At 69.5% G+C, this 13,980-nt stretch carries 15 protein-coding genes; 9 read left to right on the top strand and 6 right to left on the bottom strand.

Annotated features, from left to right (window positions below; all coding sequences use genetic code 11):
• Positions 1-76: 76 nt before the first annotated feature.
• Complete coding sequence (locus tag OO70_RS51235) at positions 77-1,114, bottom strand: hypothetical protein (RefSeq protein ID WP_158711457.1); 1,038 nt, start codon at positions 1,112-1,114, stop codon at positions 77-79.
• Between the two features lie 274 nt (positions 1,115-1,388).
• Here OO70_RS51235 and OO70_RS13055 point away from each other — a divergent pair, with 274 nt between their 5' ends.
• Positions 1,389-1,577 carry a hypothetical protein gene (locus tag OO70_RS13055; protein ID WP_043668764.1) on the top strand — a complete coding sequence of 63 codons (189 nt, stop codon included), beginning with the start codon at positions 1,389-1,391 and terminating at the stop codon, positions 1,575-1,577.
• Between the two features lie 493 nt (positions 1,578-2,070).
• Here the strand turns inward: OO70_RS13055 and OO70_RS13050 are convergent, their stop codons facing one another.
• Complete coding sequence (locus tag OO70_RS13050; RefSeq protein WP_043668761.1) at positions 2,071-2,493, bottom strand: YjbQ family protein; 423 nt, start codon at positions 2,491-2,493, stop codon at positions 2,071-2,073.
• 122 nt (positions 2,494-2,615) lie between these two features.
• On the opposite strand from OO70_RS13050, the gene OO70_RS57025 reads away from it, so the two are divergent.
• From OO70_RS57025 to OO70_RS13025, 6 genes are all read left to right on the top strand, one after another.
• Positions 2,616-2,699 (top strand): putative leader peptide, encoded by an 84-nt coding sequence (locus tag OO70_RS57025; protein ID WP_315986669.1) that lies wholly within the window; start codon positions 2,616-2,618, stop codon positions 2,697-2,699.
• Between the two features lie 128 nt (positions 2,700-2,827).
• On the top strand, positions 2,828-3,721 hold the full coding sequence (locus tag OO70_RS13045; protein WP_043668758.1) for an ABC transporter permease: 894 nt from the start codon (positions 2,828-2,830) through the stop codon (positions 3,719-3,721).
• Positions 3,694-4,461, top strand: a complete 768-nt coding sequence (locus tag OO70_RS13040; RefSeq protein WP_043668755.1) for an ABC transporter ATP-binding protein — start codon at positions 3,694-3,696, stop codon at positions 4,459-4,461. The genes OO70_RS13045 and OO70_RS13040 overlap by 28 nt, the downstream gene beginning before the upstream one ends.
• A gap of 75 nt (positions 4,462-4,536) precedes the next feature.
• Positions 4,537-5,562: an ABC transporter substrate-binding protein gene (locus tag OO70_RS13035; RefSeq protein WP_043668752.1), complete on the top strand. Its 1,026-nt coding sequence runs from the start codon at positions 4,537-4,539 to the stop codon at positions 5,560-5,562.
• A 1-nt stretch (position 5,563) separates the two neighbouring features.
• A complete protein-coding gene (locus OO70_RS13030) occupies positions 5,564-6,706 on the top strand; it encodes an LLM class flavin-dependent oxidoreductase (RefSeq protein ID WP_043668748.1) in 1,143 nt (380 codons plus the stop codon).
• Positions 6,707-6,748: 42 nt separating this feature from the next.
• A complete protein-coding gene (locus OO70_RS13025) occupies positions 6,749-7,825 on the top strand; it encodes an NAD(P)-binding domain-containing protein (RefSeq protein ID WP_043668745.1) in 1,077 nt (358 codons plus the stop codon).
• Between the two features lie 327 nt (positions 7,826-8,152).
• Here the strand turns inward: OO70_RS13025 and mltG are convergent, their stop codons facing one another.
• Both mltG and OO70_RS13015 read right to left on the bottom strand, forming a co-directional pair.
• Complete coding sequence (mltG, locus tag OO70_RS13020) at positions 8,153-8,995, bottom strand: endolytic transglycosylase MltG (protein ID WP_043668740.1); 843 nt, start codon at positions 8,993-8,995, stop codon at positions 8,153-8,155.
• A 43-nt stretch (positions 8,996-9,038) separates the two neighbouring features.
• Positions 9,039-10,841, bottom strand: coding sequence for an ABC transporter ATP-binding protein (locus OO70_RS13015; RefSeq protein WP_043668737.1), 1,803 nt, complete (start codon positions 10,839-10,841; stop codon positions 9,039-9,041).
• Positions 10,842-10,971: 130 nt separating this feature from the next.
• On the opposite strand from OO70_RS13015, the gene OO70_RS13010 reads away from it, so the two are divergent.
• Entirely contained in the window at positions 10,972-11,475 is a 504-nt protein-coding gene (locus OO70_RS13010) for a MarR family winged helix-turn-helix transcriptional regulator (RefSeq protein ID WP_043668734.1), read from the top strand.
• A 36-nt stretch (positions 11,476-11,511) separates the two neighbouring features.
• Here OO70_RS13010 and OO70_RS13005 read toward each other — a convergent pair whose 3' ends face one another.
• Positions 11,512-12,150, bottom strand: a complete 639-nt coding sequence (locus OO70_RS13005) for an HD domain-containing protein (protein WP_043668732.1) — start codon at positions 12,148-12,150, stop codon at positions 11,512-11,514.
• Between the two features lie 143 nt (positions 12,151-12,293).
• Here OO70_RS13005 and OO70_RS13000 point away from each other — a divergent pair, with 143 nt between their 5' ends.
• Positions 12,294-13,268 (top strand): GlxA family transcriptional regulator, encoded by a 975-nt coding sequence (locus tag OO70_RS13000; protein WP_043668729.1) that lies wholly within the window; start codon positions 12,294-12,296, stop codon positions 13,266-13,268.
• Between the two features lie 15 nt (positions 13,269-13,283).
• On the opposite strand, the gene OO70_RS12995 is transcribed toward OO70_RS13000, so the two are convergent.
• On the bottom strand, positions 13,284-13,967 hold the full coding sequence (locus OO70_RS12995; protein WP_051741173.1) for a TetR family transcriptional regulator: 684 nt from the start codon (positions 13,965-13,967) through the stop codon (positions 13,284-13,286).
• Between the last annotated feature and the right edge of the window lie 13 nt (positions 13,968-13,980).

Here is a 13,980-nt window from a genome sequence, read left to right as displayed (position 1 = left end):
ATTCTGGCAGCCACGTGACCCCGCGCATCCTCGATGCTCTGGCCGTGCAGCCCGTCAGGAACCAGCACCGGACCCCCTATAAGGGCGGGTGCGCGCCCGAAACTTCGGCGCGCTGTACGGCATCGCGCTGCCGACCGCGGCCGCCACGGCGTGTCGTCGTTCGCAGAAGCCGTCCTGCCGGTCCTCGCCCGACGCGCGGCAAAACCGGCCAGAGAACCGCCTCCGCGGGCGCCACCGTCGGTTCCCATCGTGAACAGGTGTGTCTGTCGGCTACCTCCAGGATGCCGGAGTCAGGCTGGACATCGACGCGGAACAGGGCGCTGACGCGGCGGGCCAGGCCCGGGCCAGGCAGGGGAATCTCGAAGTCGTGGCGGAGGTAGCCGATGTTGACGACGGTCAGCAGGTAGGCCATCAGGTCGGTGACAGCGATGGCCCGATGGTGGCTTCTGGCGCGCTGGCGCCGGACACGCAGCATCGTGGTGGGGAATTCACCGAGAGAATGACTGCCGGGTGCCCATTCCCATTCGTACGCCGGTGTCTGGGCGAAGGTGTCGTTCGTGGGAACGGGGCCGCCGGTGGCATCGGTCTGCTGCCACCACTCCGCGATGTCATCCTCTCCGTTGGCCAGGTGGTGGAGGTAAGGGCAATAGGCGGCCGTGCTCTGGCCCGCCCCGGCGGCGGACTGCCACCAGAAATGGGCGCCGTCGTCGGTGTCGGTGAGCTGCAGGACGCAGGCCAGCGCAAGGGCGCTGCGGAGAGCGGGGACCTGGTCGGTGGCGACGTCGGCAGGCGAGGTGTGTGACAGGACGGTTTCGCACAGAGCCCGCAGGTCTTTGCCGGCCTCGGCTGCCCCGCACCCGCCCCCGGCTGTTTCGGGGGCAGACAGTGGGGCGGAAGCGGGCCGGACGACGTCGGAGGCACGGTACGGTCGTGTGCCAGCAATGCACGCGACAGGATGTCTTCGATACAGGTCACGAGGGGTCCCTTGCTGGTCAGTGGGCGGGCAGCACAGAATGCTGTCGAGGAAGCGGGCCTCGTGGCGCTCGTCGGAACGCACAGTGGCCAGCCGGACACCAAGCCAGTCACTGACCACCTCTTCGGCGATCTCCCCCAAGGACCGCAGGACGAGGACTTCGAGCTGGTGGCCCTGCAGTCGGGCTCATTGCCCTAAACAGGGCCTCGGTCTCGGTGAGCTGCTCCACCGTGGCCTCGACGTTCTCGGGCGCGCCGTCGGGCTGCGCAGGGTGACGGTGTGGAACGGGTGTGCGTGAACTGGGGACGGCCATCTACGAGCGGCGCGCGGGACATCACCGTGGTGCGCAGCACGCTCCAGGCGTGGCGACGGGTGTCGGCGCTGGCCAAAAGACGGTCAGCTGCGTCACGGTGGCATGCTAGACCGGGGCGTCGACGGCTGCGACCATCTCTCCGGCCCGGTCGACGGATCCGACGCCGTCGAGGGCGTCACCATCGCCCTCCCCCGAACCTGGGTCAACGAACACCTCCCCTCACGACCTGAACCGACGGCGGTGTACGCGCTCGACTCGCGTCTCGCCCGGGTCCCTGCCGAGCCCTCCTGATCCCAGTCAGCGCCTCCCGGGCTAACCCGCCTTCAGGGCACCAAGGACAACGACAGTTGACGGGGCCGGAGCTTCCTCAGCCGTCGCCAGCAGACTCGGGCCGAGCTCTCGCCCCTGCGGCGCGCGATTCGCAGGAGGATGCCGTGTTCCCGCAGAGGAAATGGCGGGGCGGTTCATGACTGTGTGCCGTTAGGCGCTACATCCGGACGATGGCCGTAGTCTCCTCGCCTCTCAGACTTCGCAGACCGCGGCAGGACCGCAAACGCCCCCCGACCACATCCTGGCCCGTTCGTATCCCGCCCGGCATCCGGTCCATACGCGGGCCAGAGTCCGACCATTCCCCCTGCAGTCAAGCGTCTACACAGGTCAGAGACGTCCGTGGCCTGTACTACCAGCAGACCAAGAACCTGGATCCACGCTGTCACAACCGGCTGCAGATTGACCCCGTTTGGAACGGCCGGGCATCACATCTACGGTCGTCACGCCAAGGGCCTCAGCCAAGGAACGACAGCCGAACCAACCTCTCCAAATTATCCCGATTCGTGTCGACCAGACACACCGACTGCCACGTCCCCAGCTCCAGCCGTCCGCCCAGCACCGGCAACGTCGCGTGCGGCGGTACGAACGCCGGGAGGACGTGGTCGCGGCCGTGTCCGGGGCTGCCGTGGCGGTGCTGCCAGCGGTCGTCGGCGGGGAGGAGGGTGTGCAGGGCGGCGAGGAGGTCGTCGTCGCTGCCGGCGCCCGTTTCGAGGATCGCGACGCCCGCTGTGGCGTGCGGGACGAAGATGTTGAGGAGGCCGTCACGGCCGGCCGCCGCCTCCCGGAGGAAGGCCTCGCAGTCGCGGGTCAGATCCATGACCCTCTCCCGGGAGCCGGTGGCGACATGCAGAACGCGGGTGGTGAAGGCAGCTGACATGTCTCCATCCTGACCCATGCTTCGGGCTCCACGTCCGCCCGATCGTCCGGTCCGTGACACGAGAGGTCCAGTACGCGAGACACCGTTGACCGTGGCACGCCATCTGACCTATTTTCGGCCGCATGTTGCGTTCAGTTCTGCTCACCACGCGCGGTCACATCGACCTGCTGCGGGTGGCTTCCGCCGCGTGTTGCCGCGGCTGCTGACGCCTTTTCCCGCCTCACCCCCTGCCTTTTCTGCACTCCGCCGCGCCCGTGCACATCCTCGTGACGCGGCGGCGTTGAGGCGTATCCCCTTCCTCACCGGCCGCTCTCCCCCACTCCGTGGAGCACCCATGAGCATCAGCCATGCCCCACCCGATCCTTCCGGGGCTGATATTTCTCCTATATCCACCTCGAAGGCCGACACGGACGAGCAGTCTCCCCTCGATCTCGTCCCCCTCGTCCCGACCTCCTCCCGCCGCACCCGCGTCCCCCGCTGGCTGCGCCGCACCACCGGCCCCCTCGTACTGCTCGCGCTCTGGCAACTCCTCAGCAGCACAGGCGTGTTGACCTCCGACGTGCTGGCCTCGCCCGGGCGGATCGCACACGTCGGCTGGGATCTGATCGCCGACGGTTCACTGACCTCGGCCATGACGACGTCACTTCAGAGGGTCGCCGTCGGCCTGCTGCTCGGTACGGTCATCGGCACCGGACTCGCCCTGGTCTCCGGCCTGTTCAGGGTCGGCGAGGACCTGGTCGACGCCCCCGTGCAGATGCTGCGGACCGTGCCCTTCGTGGGCCTGATCCCGCTGTTCATCATCTGGTTCGGCATCGGCGAAGCCCCGAAGGTCGCCATCATCACGCTCGGTGTGACCTTCCCGCTCTACCTGAACGTCTACGCCGGAATCCGGGGCGTGGACAGCCAGTTGATCGAGGCCGGGGAGTCGCTCGGGCTGTCCCGCTGGGGGCTCGTACGGCATGTGGTGCTGCCGGGTGCGCTGCCCAACGCGATGACCGGGCTGCGCTACTCCCTGGGCATCGCCTGGCTGGCGCTCGTCTTCGCCGAGCAGATCAACGCGGACGCCGGCATCGGCTTCCTCATGGTGCAGGCACGGGACTTCCTGCAGACCGACGTGATCGTGGTCTGCCTGATCGTCTACGCCTTCCTCGGCCTGCTGGCCGACTTCGTCGTCCGTACCCTCGAAAGGCTGCTGCTGCAATGGCGACCGACGTTCACGGGCCGGTGAGCCCGCAGGCGGCGACCTCCTCGCCGACGACCACGCAAGCGGTACGGGTCGAGGGGCTGACCCGCTCCTTCGACGGCCGCGCCGTCATCGACGGGCTCCAACTCGACGTACAGCAGGGCGAGTTCGTGGCGCTGCTCGGCCGCAGTGGCTGCGGGAAGTCCACGCTGCTGCGTATCCTCGCCGGGCTCGACCGGGACATCGAGGGCACGGTCCTCGTGCCGCGTCGCAAGGCCGTCGCGTTCCAGGCGCCCCGGCTGATGCCGTGGAAGAAGGTGTGGCGCAACGTCCTGCTCGGGCTGCCCGGCAGGCCCGAACGCGTCGTAGCCGAAAGGGCGTTGGCGGAGGTCGGGCTCGGGGACCATGCCGACGCCTGGCCCAAGACGCTGTCCGGCGGTGAGGCGCAGCGTGCCTCGCTGGCCCGTGCCCTGGTGCGCGAGCCCGATCTGCTGCTGCTCGACGAGCCGTTCGGCGCGCTCGACGCGCTCACCCGTATCAAGGCCCAGCGGTTGGTGGGCGAGCTGTGGCAACGGCGGGGCTGCGCCGTCCTGTTGGTGACCCACGACGTCGAGGAGGCCGTCCTGCTCGCCGACCGTGTCCTGGTGATGGACGACGGCGTCATCGCGCACGAGCAGCGGATCGACCTCGACCGGCCGCGCGACATCACCGACCCCCGGTTCGCCGAACTCCGCGCCGGACTCCTGGAACGCCTCGGCGTCGACACCGCCGCCGAAGCCGCCTGAACTCTCCCGCGCATCAGCCCCGAAGGCACCTGAACTCCCCCACGCATCAACCCAGTTACCGAGATCGGATCCCCCATGCGACGAAGCCTCGTCCCCGCCGCCCTGCTGCTCCCCCTCGCCCTCCTGCTCTCCGCCTGCGGCGGGAACTCGGCCGCCGAGACCTCGACGGGCACCGACGGCAAGGGCTCGCTCACGCTCAACGTCGGTGACCAGAAGGGTGGTTCGGAGGCGGTGCTGCGGGCCGCCGGTGAACTCAGGAACCTGGACTACAAGATCAAGTGGTCCACGTTCACCTCCGGCCCGCCGCTCCTGGAGGCCGTCAACGCCAAGGCCGTCGACATCGGCGGCGTCGGCAACACACCGCCGGTGTTCGCGGCGGGCGCCAACTCCAAGATCACGGTGGTGGCGGCCTGGCACGGCAACTCCCAGGGCGAGGCCATCCTCGTACCCAAGGACTCCAAGCTGACAAAGCCCGAGCAGCTCAAGGGCAAGTCCATAGCCGTGGCGCAGGGTTCGTCCGCGCACTTCCAGCTGATCGCCTCCCTCAAGGCGGCCGGGCTCACCCTGAGCGACGTCAAGGTCAAGTACCTCCAGCCGGCCGACGCGCTGGCCGCCTTCACCAGCGGCAAGGTGGACGCGTGGACGGTGTGGGACCCGTACACCTCGCAGGTCCTCCAGGCGAAGCAGGGCCGCATCCTGACGACCGGTCAGGGGCTGGTCAACGGGCTCAACTTCCAGGTGGCGGCGCCCTCCGCGCTGGGGAACAGCAAGAAGGCCGCGGCCATCAAGGACTATCTGGAGCGGCTGCGGCGCGCACAGGACTGGGTCTACGACCACCCCGACGCGTGGGCCAAGGTCTGGGCGAAGGACACCGGGCTGCCGTACGCGGTGGCGCTGGCCTCGGTGAAGCGGACCAACGCCTCTCGGGTCGCGGTCGCCGTCGACACGTCGCTGATCGCCTCCGAGCAGCAGATCGCGGACACCTTCACCACCCTGAAGCTCATTCCGCGCAAGGTCGACTTCGGCAAGTTCGTCGACACCCGCTTCAACGGCGGCCTGCCCGCCTCGACGACCGCGCCGCGCGTCTACAAGGAGAAGTGACATGACCGTCCGTCTCCACTGGTTCCTGCCGACGGGCGGCGACGGCCGTACGCTCGTCGACCGGCACGCCTACGGGCCCAACCGCGCGGGGGCGGTTCGCGGGGTGCGTGCGCCGGACATCGAGTACCTCGCCCAAATCGCCAAGGCGGCCGAGCAGTTGGGCTTCGAGGCGGTGCTGACGCCGACCGGCACCTGGTGCGAGGACGCCTGGCTGACCACCATGGCGCTCGCCCAGCACACCGAGCGGCTGAAGTTCCTGGTGGCCTTCCGGCCGGGGGTCATCTCGCCGACGCTGGCCGCGCAGATGGCGGCGACCTATCAACGCCTCACGCGGGGGCGGCTGTTGCTCAATGTGGTCACCGGTGGCGACTCGGCCGAGCAGCGGCGCTTCGGCGACCATCTCGACCACGACCAGCGGTATGCCCGTACGGACGAGTTCCTGTCGGTCGTACGAGGGGTGTGGCGGGGAGAGCCGTACGACTTCGACGGTGTCCACTACCAGGTCGAGGGCGGGCTGACGGCGCTGCCGCCCGATCCGGTGCCGCAGGTGTTCTTCGGCGGGTCGTCGGCGGCGGCCGGGCCGGTCGCCGCCCGGCATGCGGACGTGTATCTCACCTGGGGAGAACCGCCGGCGCAGGTGAAGGAGAAGATCGACTGGATTCGCGGGCTCGCCGAGCGGGAGGGGCGGGACGTGCGGTTCGGGGTACGGCTGCACACCATCTCCCGGGACTCGTCGGCCGAGGCGTGGGCGACCGCGAACCGGCTGCTCGACGACCTCGACGCGGACACGATCGCGGCGGCACAGGCGGCGCTCGGGCGGAGTGAGTCGGTGGGGCAGCAGCGGATGCTGGCGCTGCACGGCGGTTCGCGGGCGGAGTTGGAGATCCACCCGAACCTGTGGGCGGGGGTCGGTCTCGTCCGGGGCGGCGCGGGCACCGCACTGGTGGGCAGTCATGCCGAGGTCGCCGACCTGATCGAGGAGTACCACTCGCTGGGTGTCGAGCACTTCGTACTGTCCGGGTATCCGCACCTGGAGGAGGCGTACTGGTTCGGCGAGGGCGTGATTCCCGAGCTGGCGGCGCGCGGGCTGGTCGCGGGGAGGACGGAGGTCGGCCTGCCGTTGCTCGTGAGCAGCGGGCGCTGAGCGGGCGGGAAGATCCACGGCCACGGCGCTGTTCGTACAAACGTGAACAACACGCGTGAGGTCGACGTGGTCGTCATAGGCGCCGGGCAGGCGGGACTGGCCGGCGCCTATCACCTGCGGCGCACCGGTTTCGAGCCGGAGCGCGACTTCGTGGTGCTGGACCACGCACCCGCGCCGGGCGGGGCCTGGCAGTTCCGGTGGCCGTCGTTGACGTACGGCAAGGTGCACGGGATGCACGCGCTGCCCGGCATGGAACTCACGGACGCCGATCCGGCCCGCCCGTCCGCCGAGGTGATCGCCGAGTACTTCGCCGCGTACGAGCGCGCCTTCGACCTGCGGGTGCGGCGGCCGGTGGATGTGAAGGCGGTACGGGAGGGCGAGGGCGGCCGGCTGCTCGTCGAGACGTCGGACGGTACGTGGTCGACGCGGGCGCTGATCAACGCGACCGGCACCTGGGACCGGCCGTTCTGGCCGCGCTATCCGGGTCAGGAGACGTTCCGGGGGCGGCAGTTGCACACCGCGCAGTACCCGGGGCCCGAGGAGTTCGCCGGACTGCGGGTCGTCGTGGTCGGCGGGGGCGCGTCCGGCACGCAGCACCTGATGGAACTCGCCCCGTACGCCGCCGCGACGACCTGGGTGACCCGGCGCCCGCCGGTCTTCCGCGAGGGTCCGTTCACCGAGGACGTGGGCCGCGCGGCCGTCGCGCTGGTGGAGGAACGGGTGCGACAGGGGCTGCCGCCGAAGAGCGTCGTCTCCGTGACCGGGCTGCCCCTGAACGACGCGATCCGGCAGGCCATCGCGGACGGGGTCCTGGACCGGCAGCCGATGTTCGACCGGATCACACCCGACGGCGTGGACTGGAACGACGGCCGCCATGTGGACGCCGATGTCATCCTGTGGGCGACCGGCTTCCGGGCCGCGATCGACCATCTCGCCCCGCTGAAGCTGCGCGAGCCGGGTGGGGGCATCCGTGTCGAGGGGACCCGGGCGGTCGCCGACCCGCGCATCCATCTCGTCGGCTACGGGCCGTCCGCGAGCACCATCGGCGCGAACCGGGCGGGGCGTGCGGCTGTGCGGGACATCCGGCGGTTGTTGGCGGGGGAGCCGGTCGCGGTCTGAGGTTGTTCTGGCGGGGTCGCTTCACGGGCGGGGCGGAGGCAACGCGTCGAGGGCGCCCGTTCGCGGTTGTTTCGAGCACGGCAGAACTGGACAGTACCGGCCGGCCTGGAGTCTCTTAGGGGCGCGAGGAACTGCGCGACCAGCCACAGCGAACCCGCACCCGCCAACGAAACACAAGCCACTCACCCCGAAACGCGCACATGAGCCCGACGCCGCGCCGCCCCGGTCACTGCACAGACCGTCAGCGATCAACTCCGCGCAGTCCCGCGACATACCAGGCGGCGCCGGCCGGAAAGCCGAGCGCCGCCCTACGGTGTCCCGCGCGGGTCACCTCGTAGGCGGCACGCTGCTCTTCTGGGCCGCGTTGAACTCGGCGACATTACGCTGGTGTTCCTCGTACGTGGCCGCGAAGCGGGTGTCGCCGGGCTTGACCGTGACGAAGTAGAGCCAGTCGCCCGGGGGTGGGTTGATCGCGGCGTGCATCGCGTCCTCGCCCGGGTTGTCGATGGGGGTGGGCGGCAGGCCCATGCGCTGGTAGGAGTTGTAGGGGCTGTCGAGCCTCGTGTCGCTCGTGGTGGTCTTCAACGTGGCGCGGTTGAGCGCGTAGTTGATGGTCGAGTCCATCTGGAGCGGCATCCCGCGTTCGAGGCGGTTGAAGATGACCCGGGCCACCTTCCCCATGTCCGCCTTGGACGCCGCCTCGGCCTGCACGATGCTCGCGATGGTGACCGCCTGATAGACGTTCATCGCGTTCCGCTGGGCGCCGGCGGCGACCGGGGCGCCGTTGAACTTCTGGTTCGCGGTGCTGACCATGAAGGACAGCAACGACTCGGGTGTCGCCTTCTCTTTCAGCGGATACGTCGCCGGGAAGAGATAGCCCTCGGGGTTGCCCTCCGCGTCGTTCGGCAGCTTGAGCTGCGCTTTCGCGATCGACTTCTTCGTGGAGCCGACCGGCAGCGCGAGGACCTTGTCCACGGCTTCGTAGATCTGGCCCGAGCGCCAGCCCTCCGGGATCACCAGTGACGTGGGGCGCGCGTCCCCCTCGCTCTCCAGGCTCAGCAGCGGCACCGCCACGGCGGTGCCGGCCACGACGGCCCCGGTCGCGATGAGGGCGACCCGGCCCCTGCGGGTCAGTCGAATCGTGCTCCGTGGCGGAGTGTTCATCTGCATGCGGGCACGGTAACCCGCATACCGTCACAAACACGGCATATCTTCAGCTTGTCGGTTCCAGTTGGGCATCCCGGCGTACGAGGGCCGCGTACCGCCCGTCCTGATCCAGCAGTTCTTCGTGCGTGCCCCGCTCCGCCACGTGCCCGGAGTCGAGGACCACTATCTGGTCGGCACTGCGGATGGTGGACAGCCGGTGGGCGATGGTGAGCGTGGTGCGGTTGGCCGACAGGGCGTCGATGGCGTCCTGGACGGCGGCTTCGGTGCGGTTGTCGAGGGCGCTGGTCGCCTCGTCGAGGATGAGGACCGGCGGGTCGCGCAGGATCGTGCGCGCGATGGCCAGCCGCTGCTTCTCGCCGCCGGAGAACCGGTGCCCGCGCTCCCCGACGATCGTGTCGTACCCGTCGGGCAGCCCCGCGATGTGCTCGTGGATCTGCGCCGCGCGCGCCGCCGTGTACAGCTCCTCGTCGGTGGCGTCCGGCTTGGCGAAGCGGAGGTTGTCGGCGACGGAGGCGTGGAAGAGGTACGTCTCCTGCGAGACGACGCCGACGGCACGCGCGAGCGTGTCGAAGTCCAGGTCGCGGACGTCGACCCCGTCGAGGGTGACCCTGCCGCCCGTCACGTCGTAGAGCCGCGGGACGAGATAGCCGAGGGTCGACTTTCCGGCGCCGGTCGGGCCGACGATCGCGAGGCTGTTGCCTGCGGGGACGGTGATGTCGATGCCGTCGAGGATCGGACCGCTCTTGTCGTCGTAGTGGAACTCGACGTCCTCGAAGGCGACTTCGCCCTTGATGCTGTCGAGGTGCACCGCGTTCTCGCGCTCGGTGATGTCGATCGGCAGATCGAGGTACTCGAAGATGCGCGCGAAGAGCGCCAGCGAGGTCTGGATCTGGACGCCGGTCGACAGCAGGCTGACGGCCGGGCGGAACAGGCCCTGCTGGAGGGAGACGAAGGCGACGATGGTGCCGATGGAGACGTCCGGGCCGCCCATCTGGAGGGCGATTCCGGCGGTCCAGTAGATGACGGCGGGCATCGCGGCCATGACGATCGAGATGACGGCCATGCGCCAGCGCCCGGCCATGTTCGACCTGACTTCGAGGTCGACGAGGCCCTCGGACTCCTCGGAGAAGGACTGGGTGAGCGAGTCGGAGCGGCCCATGGTGCGGCCGAGCAGGATGCCGCTGACGGACAACGACTCGGTGACGGTGGCAGCCATCACGGCCATCTGCTTCTGGCGCTGGGTGGCGATCTTCTTGCGTTCGTTGCCGACCCGGCGGCTGATCCACACGAAGACCGGGAGCAGCAGCAGCGAGACGACGGTCAGCCGCCAGTCCAGGGCGATCATCGCGATGATGGTGGCGACCACACTGGTCAGGTTCGAGACCAGGGAGGTGGCCGTGGAGGTGACGGTGGCCTGCATGCCGCCGATGTCGTTGGCTATGCGGGACTGGACCTCGCCGGTGCGGGTCCGGGTGAAGAAGGCGAGTGACATGCGCTGCAGCCGGCCGTAGACCGCCGTGCGCAGGTCGTGCATGACGCGCTGGCCGACCGTCGTGGAGATGAGGGTCTGCAGCACGCCGAAGATACTGGTCAGGACGGCGCTCAGGATCATGCCGAGCGCGAGCAGGCTCAGCAGGCCGGTGCGGCCCTGCGGGATGGCGACGTCCAGCGTCTCCTTCAGCAGGAACGGGGTCGCCACGGTGACCAGCGACGCGGCGCCGACCAGGAGGCCGACGACCGTGAGCCGGGCACGGTAGGGCTTGAAGAGCTTGAGGATGCGGCGCACCTGCCGGGGTTGGTCGGTCGAGGTGCCGGGGGACGGTGTCCAGTTGATGTCGTCGCGGGGCATGGTCTCCTACGGAGGGTGAGGCGATCAGGGCTGGTCAAGCGCTCATGACTCATGGAGCGATGAGACTTGATGGAGCATAGCTCATTGTTACCTATACTCACAATGAACCAAGTCCTGATATTGTTCCCGCATGACCACCCCCGATTCCGACGGCCTGCTCGCGGAGCAGTTGCTGCGGCTCACCCGCCGGGTGCACCGCATCCAGAAGCGCCATCTGGAGCAGCGCGACCTCGGCATCACCCCCGCCCAGTCCCGCCTGCTGCGCACCCTCGCGCACTTCGGCTCCCCGCCCCGCATGGCCGACCTCGCCGAGCGCCTCGAGGTGGTGCCCCGGGCCGTGACGACGCTGGTCGACGGCCTGGAGGCGAGCGGCAAGGTACGGCGGGTGCCCGACCCGTCCAATCGCCGGGTCATCCGGATCGAGATCACGGACGACGGCCGCAAGGCGCTGCAGGAGCTGCGGGGTGCGCGGCGGGGCGCGGCGGACGAGATCCTGGCGCCGCTCACGAATGTGGAGCGCGAGGTGCTGCGGGGGTTGCTGGACACCTTGGTGGACGGGCCCCCCGGTGCACATGAGGAACACGTACATGAGGGGCATGCGCATGAGGGGCAGAGGCACGGGCGCTCCTGCTGACCCGCGCCGGGGTTCCCTCCGGAGACCGGACCCGCGTCACTCCGGCCAGTTCGAGTCCTTGATGCGCTCGACGAAGTCGCCGCGCACGAAGCCCGGTACGAAGTGCTCCAGCACGTCCGCCTTGATGTTGCCGAAGGTGGTCTCGGGGCGGTCCTTGATGCCCTCGGTGAAGGCGGCGAGGATCCCGTTCTTGAAGTCCGGGCGGGGATGCGCCGCCACGACGGCCGCGCGCTGCTCTTCGGAGACGGCGTCGTAGCCGATCCCCAGGACGTCCAGCTCCACGCCCCGGGTGACCAGCGCGATCTCGGCCGGCATGTGCAACGGGATCTCGGGTGTGGTGTGCAGGGCGATGCTCGTCCAGACCCGGTCGGCCGGCTCACCGGCGATGCCGTGGGCGTGCAGGAAGCGGCGCGCCTCGTCGGCACCGTCGATCTCGAAGCGCTGGTCGGTGCGGCGGAACTTCTCGGTGAGCCCCAAGTCGTGGAACATCGCGCCCACGTAGAGCAGCTCGGGGTCGTAGTCGAGTCGCTGCTCCCGGCCGCGCAGGGCTCCCCACAGGAACACCCGCCGGGAGTGGGCGAACACCAGCGGCGGTGCGGCCTCGCGCACCAGCTCGGTCGCCTCCCGCACCAGGGCGGTGTCGGGGATCTCCACGCCTGCGATTACTTCACTCATCGCCGTTCCCTCTCCTTCTGCTTGATCTGCAGACCCTTCTCCTTGATCTGCCGACCGGACGACTGGTCCGGTCTGTATCCAGGATCGTCAGCGGCGTAGCCTGGGGCCATGTCCTCACAGCCAGGAAACCCACGGATTCGGACATGACCGCGGGTCCGACGCACCGGGTGGGATTCGTCGTCTTCGACGGCGTGACCATGCTCGACGTCAGCGGTCCGGCCGAGGTGCTGCACCAGTCGGGCAAGCTCGGGCACTCCTACGAGCTGGTGCTGGTCTCGCCCCGTGGCGGCACGGTCACCGCCTCGAACGGGCTGACGCTGACCGGCACGGTGACCGCGGCCGACGCCGGGTCGGTCGAGACGGTCATGGTTGCCGGCGGTGACCGGTTGGCCCAACAGCCCGCCGAGGAAGAGCTGTTGACCGCGACCCGTACTCTCACCGATCACGCGGCACGGGTCACGTCCGTCTGCACGGGCGCCTTCGTCCTCGCCGAACTCGGCCTGCTGGACGGCCGTTCGGCCACGACCCACTGGCGGCACGCCGAGACCCTCGCCCGCCGCTACCCCCGGGTGCGTGTCGAGCCGGACGCCATCCACATCCGCGACGGGCGCTTCGTCACCTCGGCGGGCATCAGCGCCGGGATCGACCTGGCGCTCGCCCTCGTCGAGGACGACCACGGCGCGGGCGTGGCCAGGGACATCGCGCGCGAGCTGGTCGTCTTCATGCAACGCCCAGGCGGGCAGTCGCAGTTCTCCGCGGCCACGGCCACTCCGCCACCGCGCACCGATCCACTACGGTCACTGATCGCGTCCGTGCTGGCCGACCCGGCCGCCGACCACAGCCTGCCCGTCATGGCGTCGACCGTGGCCGTCAGCCCCCGGCATCTGACCCGGCTCTTCCAGGCCGAACTCGGCACCACACCCGCCCGCTGGGTCGAGCGGGTCCGGCTCGACCGCGCCAGGCATCTCCTCCTCGAAGGCCACAGCGTCACCTCGGCCGCGCACCACAGCGGCCTCGGCACCGACGAAACCCTCCGCCGCGCCTTCGCCCGCCACTTGGACACCACCCCGACCAACTACCGCAGCCGCTTCGCCAGTACGCACCGCCCGTCACGGTGATCCGCGACCTGCCGGCTACACCGACGCGGAAGAGTCCGTTGCCGTCGTAGTCGCACGCAGACCTGCCAGCAACGCGGCCAGGATGCGCGTGAGTTGGGGTTCGACGTCGACCAGCGCGTGCGCCAACTCGGGGCGGGATTCGTAGAGCGTACGGAGGCGGGTGCCGGGGGCAGCCATCTGCAACAGCGCCCCGGCCATGCTCGTCGCCGTGGCGATCACATCGATGGCCGAACGCTCGGTGAGCGTGAGCTTCCGGCACAACTCACCTGCCACCGCCGCGACTTCGCCGAGCACGACGGTCTTGAACTCGTACACCGACTCGAGCGAGACATTGCGCTCCAGGTTCAACGGCGCCTGAGCCAGCAGATCGCAGAAGAACGGCCGCGCGACGAGCGACTGCGCGAGGACGGCCGCGACCGCGTCGGAATCCCCGTCGGCGAGTTCGCCCAGCCGCGCGCGGAGCTCCGCAGACCAGTCCTCCCAGCCTTCGGCGGTCAGCGCCAGGAAGATCTGCTCCCGCGTCTCGAAGTACCGCAGCATCGCGGACTTGTGCATGCCCACGGCGGCGGCGATGTCCGTGAGGGTGACCTCGCGCACACTCCGTGCGGCACCGAGGGATCGAGCGGCGTCGAGGATCGCCCTCTCACGCTGCTGCTTGGCCGCCGCACTGCGGGCGCGCTGGGGACTGGGCGTGCTCATGACCCAGAGCATA

The sequence above is a fragment of the Streptomyces xylophagus genome, assembly GCF_000716435.1.
Taxonomy (GTDB): Bacteria; Actinomycetota; Actinomycetes; order Streptomycetales; family Streptomycetaceae; genus Streptomyces; species Streptomyces xylophagus.
Note: the sequence above shows the minus strand (reverse complement) of the source record. Positions and strands in the feature narration are given on the sequence as shown.

Excerpts from the sequence above, each read along its gene's own strand:
- OO70_RS13010 (WP_043668734.1), top strand. The coding sequence starts at position 10,972 with ATGACCACCCCCGATTCCGACGGCCTGCTCGCGGAGCAGTTGCTGCGG.
- OO70_RS57025 (WP_315986669.1), top strand. The coding sequence starts at position 2,616 with ATGTTGCGTTCAGTTCTGCTCACCACGCGCGGTCACATCGACCTGCTG.
- OO70_RS13045 (WP_043668758.1), top strand. The coding sequence starts at position 2,828 with ATGAGCATCAGCCATGCCCCACCCGATCCTTCCGGGGCTGATATTTCT.
- OO70_RS13015 (WP_043668737.1), bottom strand. The coding sequence starts at position 10,841 with ATGCCCCGCGACGACATCAACTGGACACCGTCCCCCGGCACCTCGACC.
- OO70_RS12995 (WP_051741173.1), bottom strand. The coding sequence starts at position 13,967 with ATGAGCACGCCCAGTCCCCAGCGCGCCCGCAGTGCGGCGGCCAAGCAG.
- OO70_RS13030 (WP_043668748.1), top strand. The coding sequence starts at position 5,564 with ATGACCGTCCGTCTCCACTGGTTCCTGCCGACGGGCGGCGACGGCCGT.
- OO70_RS13000 (WP_043668729.1), top strand. The coding sequence starts at position 12,294 with ATGACCGCGGGTCCGACGCACCGGGTGGGATTCGTCGTCTTCGACGGC.
- mltG (WP_043668740.1), bottom strand. The coding sequence starts at position 8,995 with ATGCAGATGAACACTCCGCCACGGAGCACGATTCGACTGACCCGCAGG.
- OO70_RS13050 (WP_043668761.1), bottom strand. The coding sequence starts at position 2,493 with ATGTCAGCTGCCTTCACCACCCGCGTTCTGCATGTCGCCACCGGCTCC.
- OO70_RS13040 (WP_043668755.1), top strand. The coding sequence starts at position 3,694 with ATGGCGACCGACGTTCACGGGCCGGTGAGCCCGCAGGCGGCGACCTCC.
- OO70_RS13055 (WP_043668764.1), top strand. The coding sequence starts at position 1,389 with ATGCTAGACCGGGGCGTCGACGGCTGCGACCATCTCTCCGGCCCGGTC.
- OO70_RS13035 (WP_043668752.1), top strand. The coding sequence starts at position 4,537 with ATGCGACGAAGCCTCGTCCCCGCCGCCCTGCTGCTCCCCCTCGCCCTC.
- OO70_RS13005 (WP_043668732.1), bottom strand. The coding sequence starts at position 12,150 with ATGAGTGAAGTAATCGCAGGCGTGGAGATCCCCGACACCGCCCTGGTG.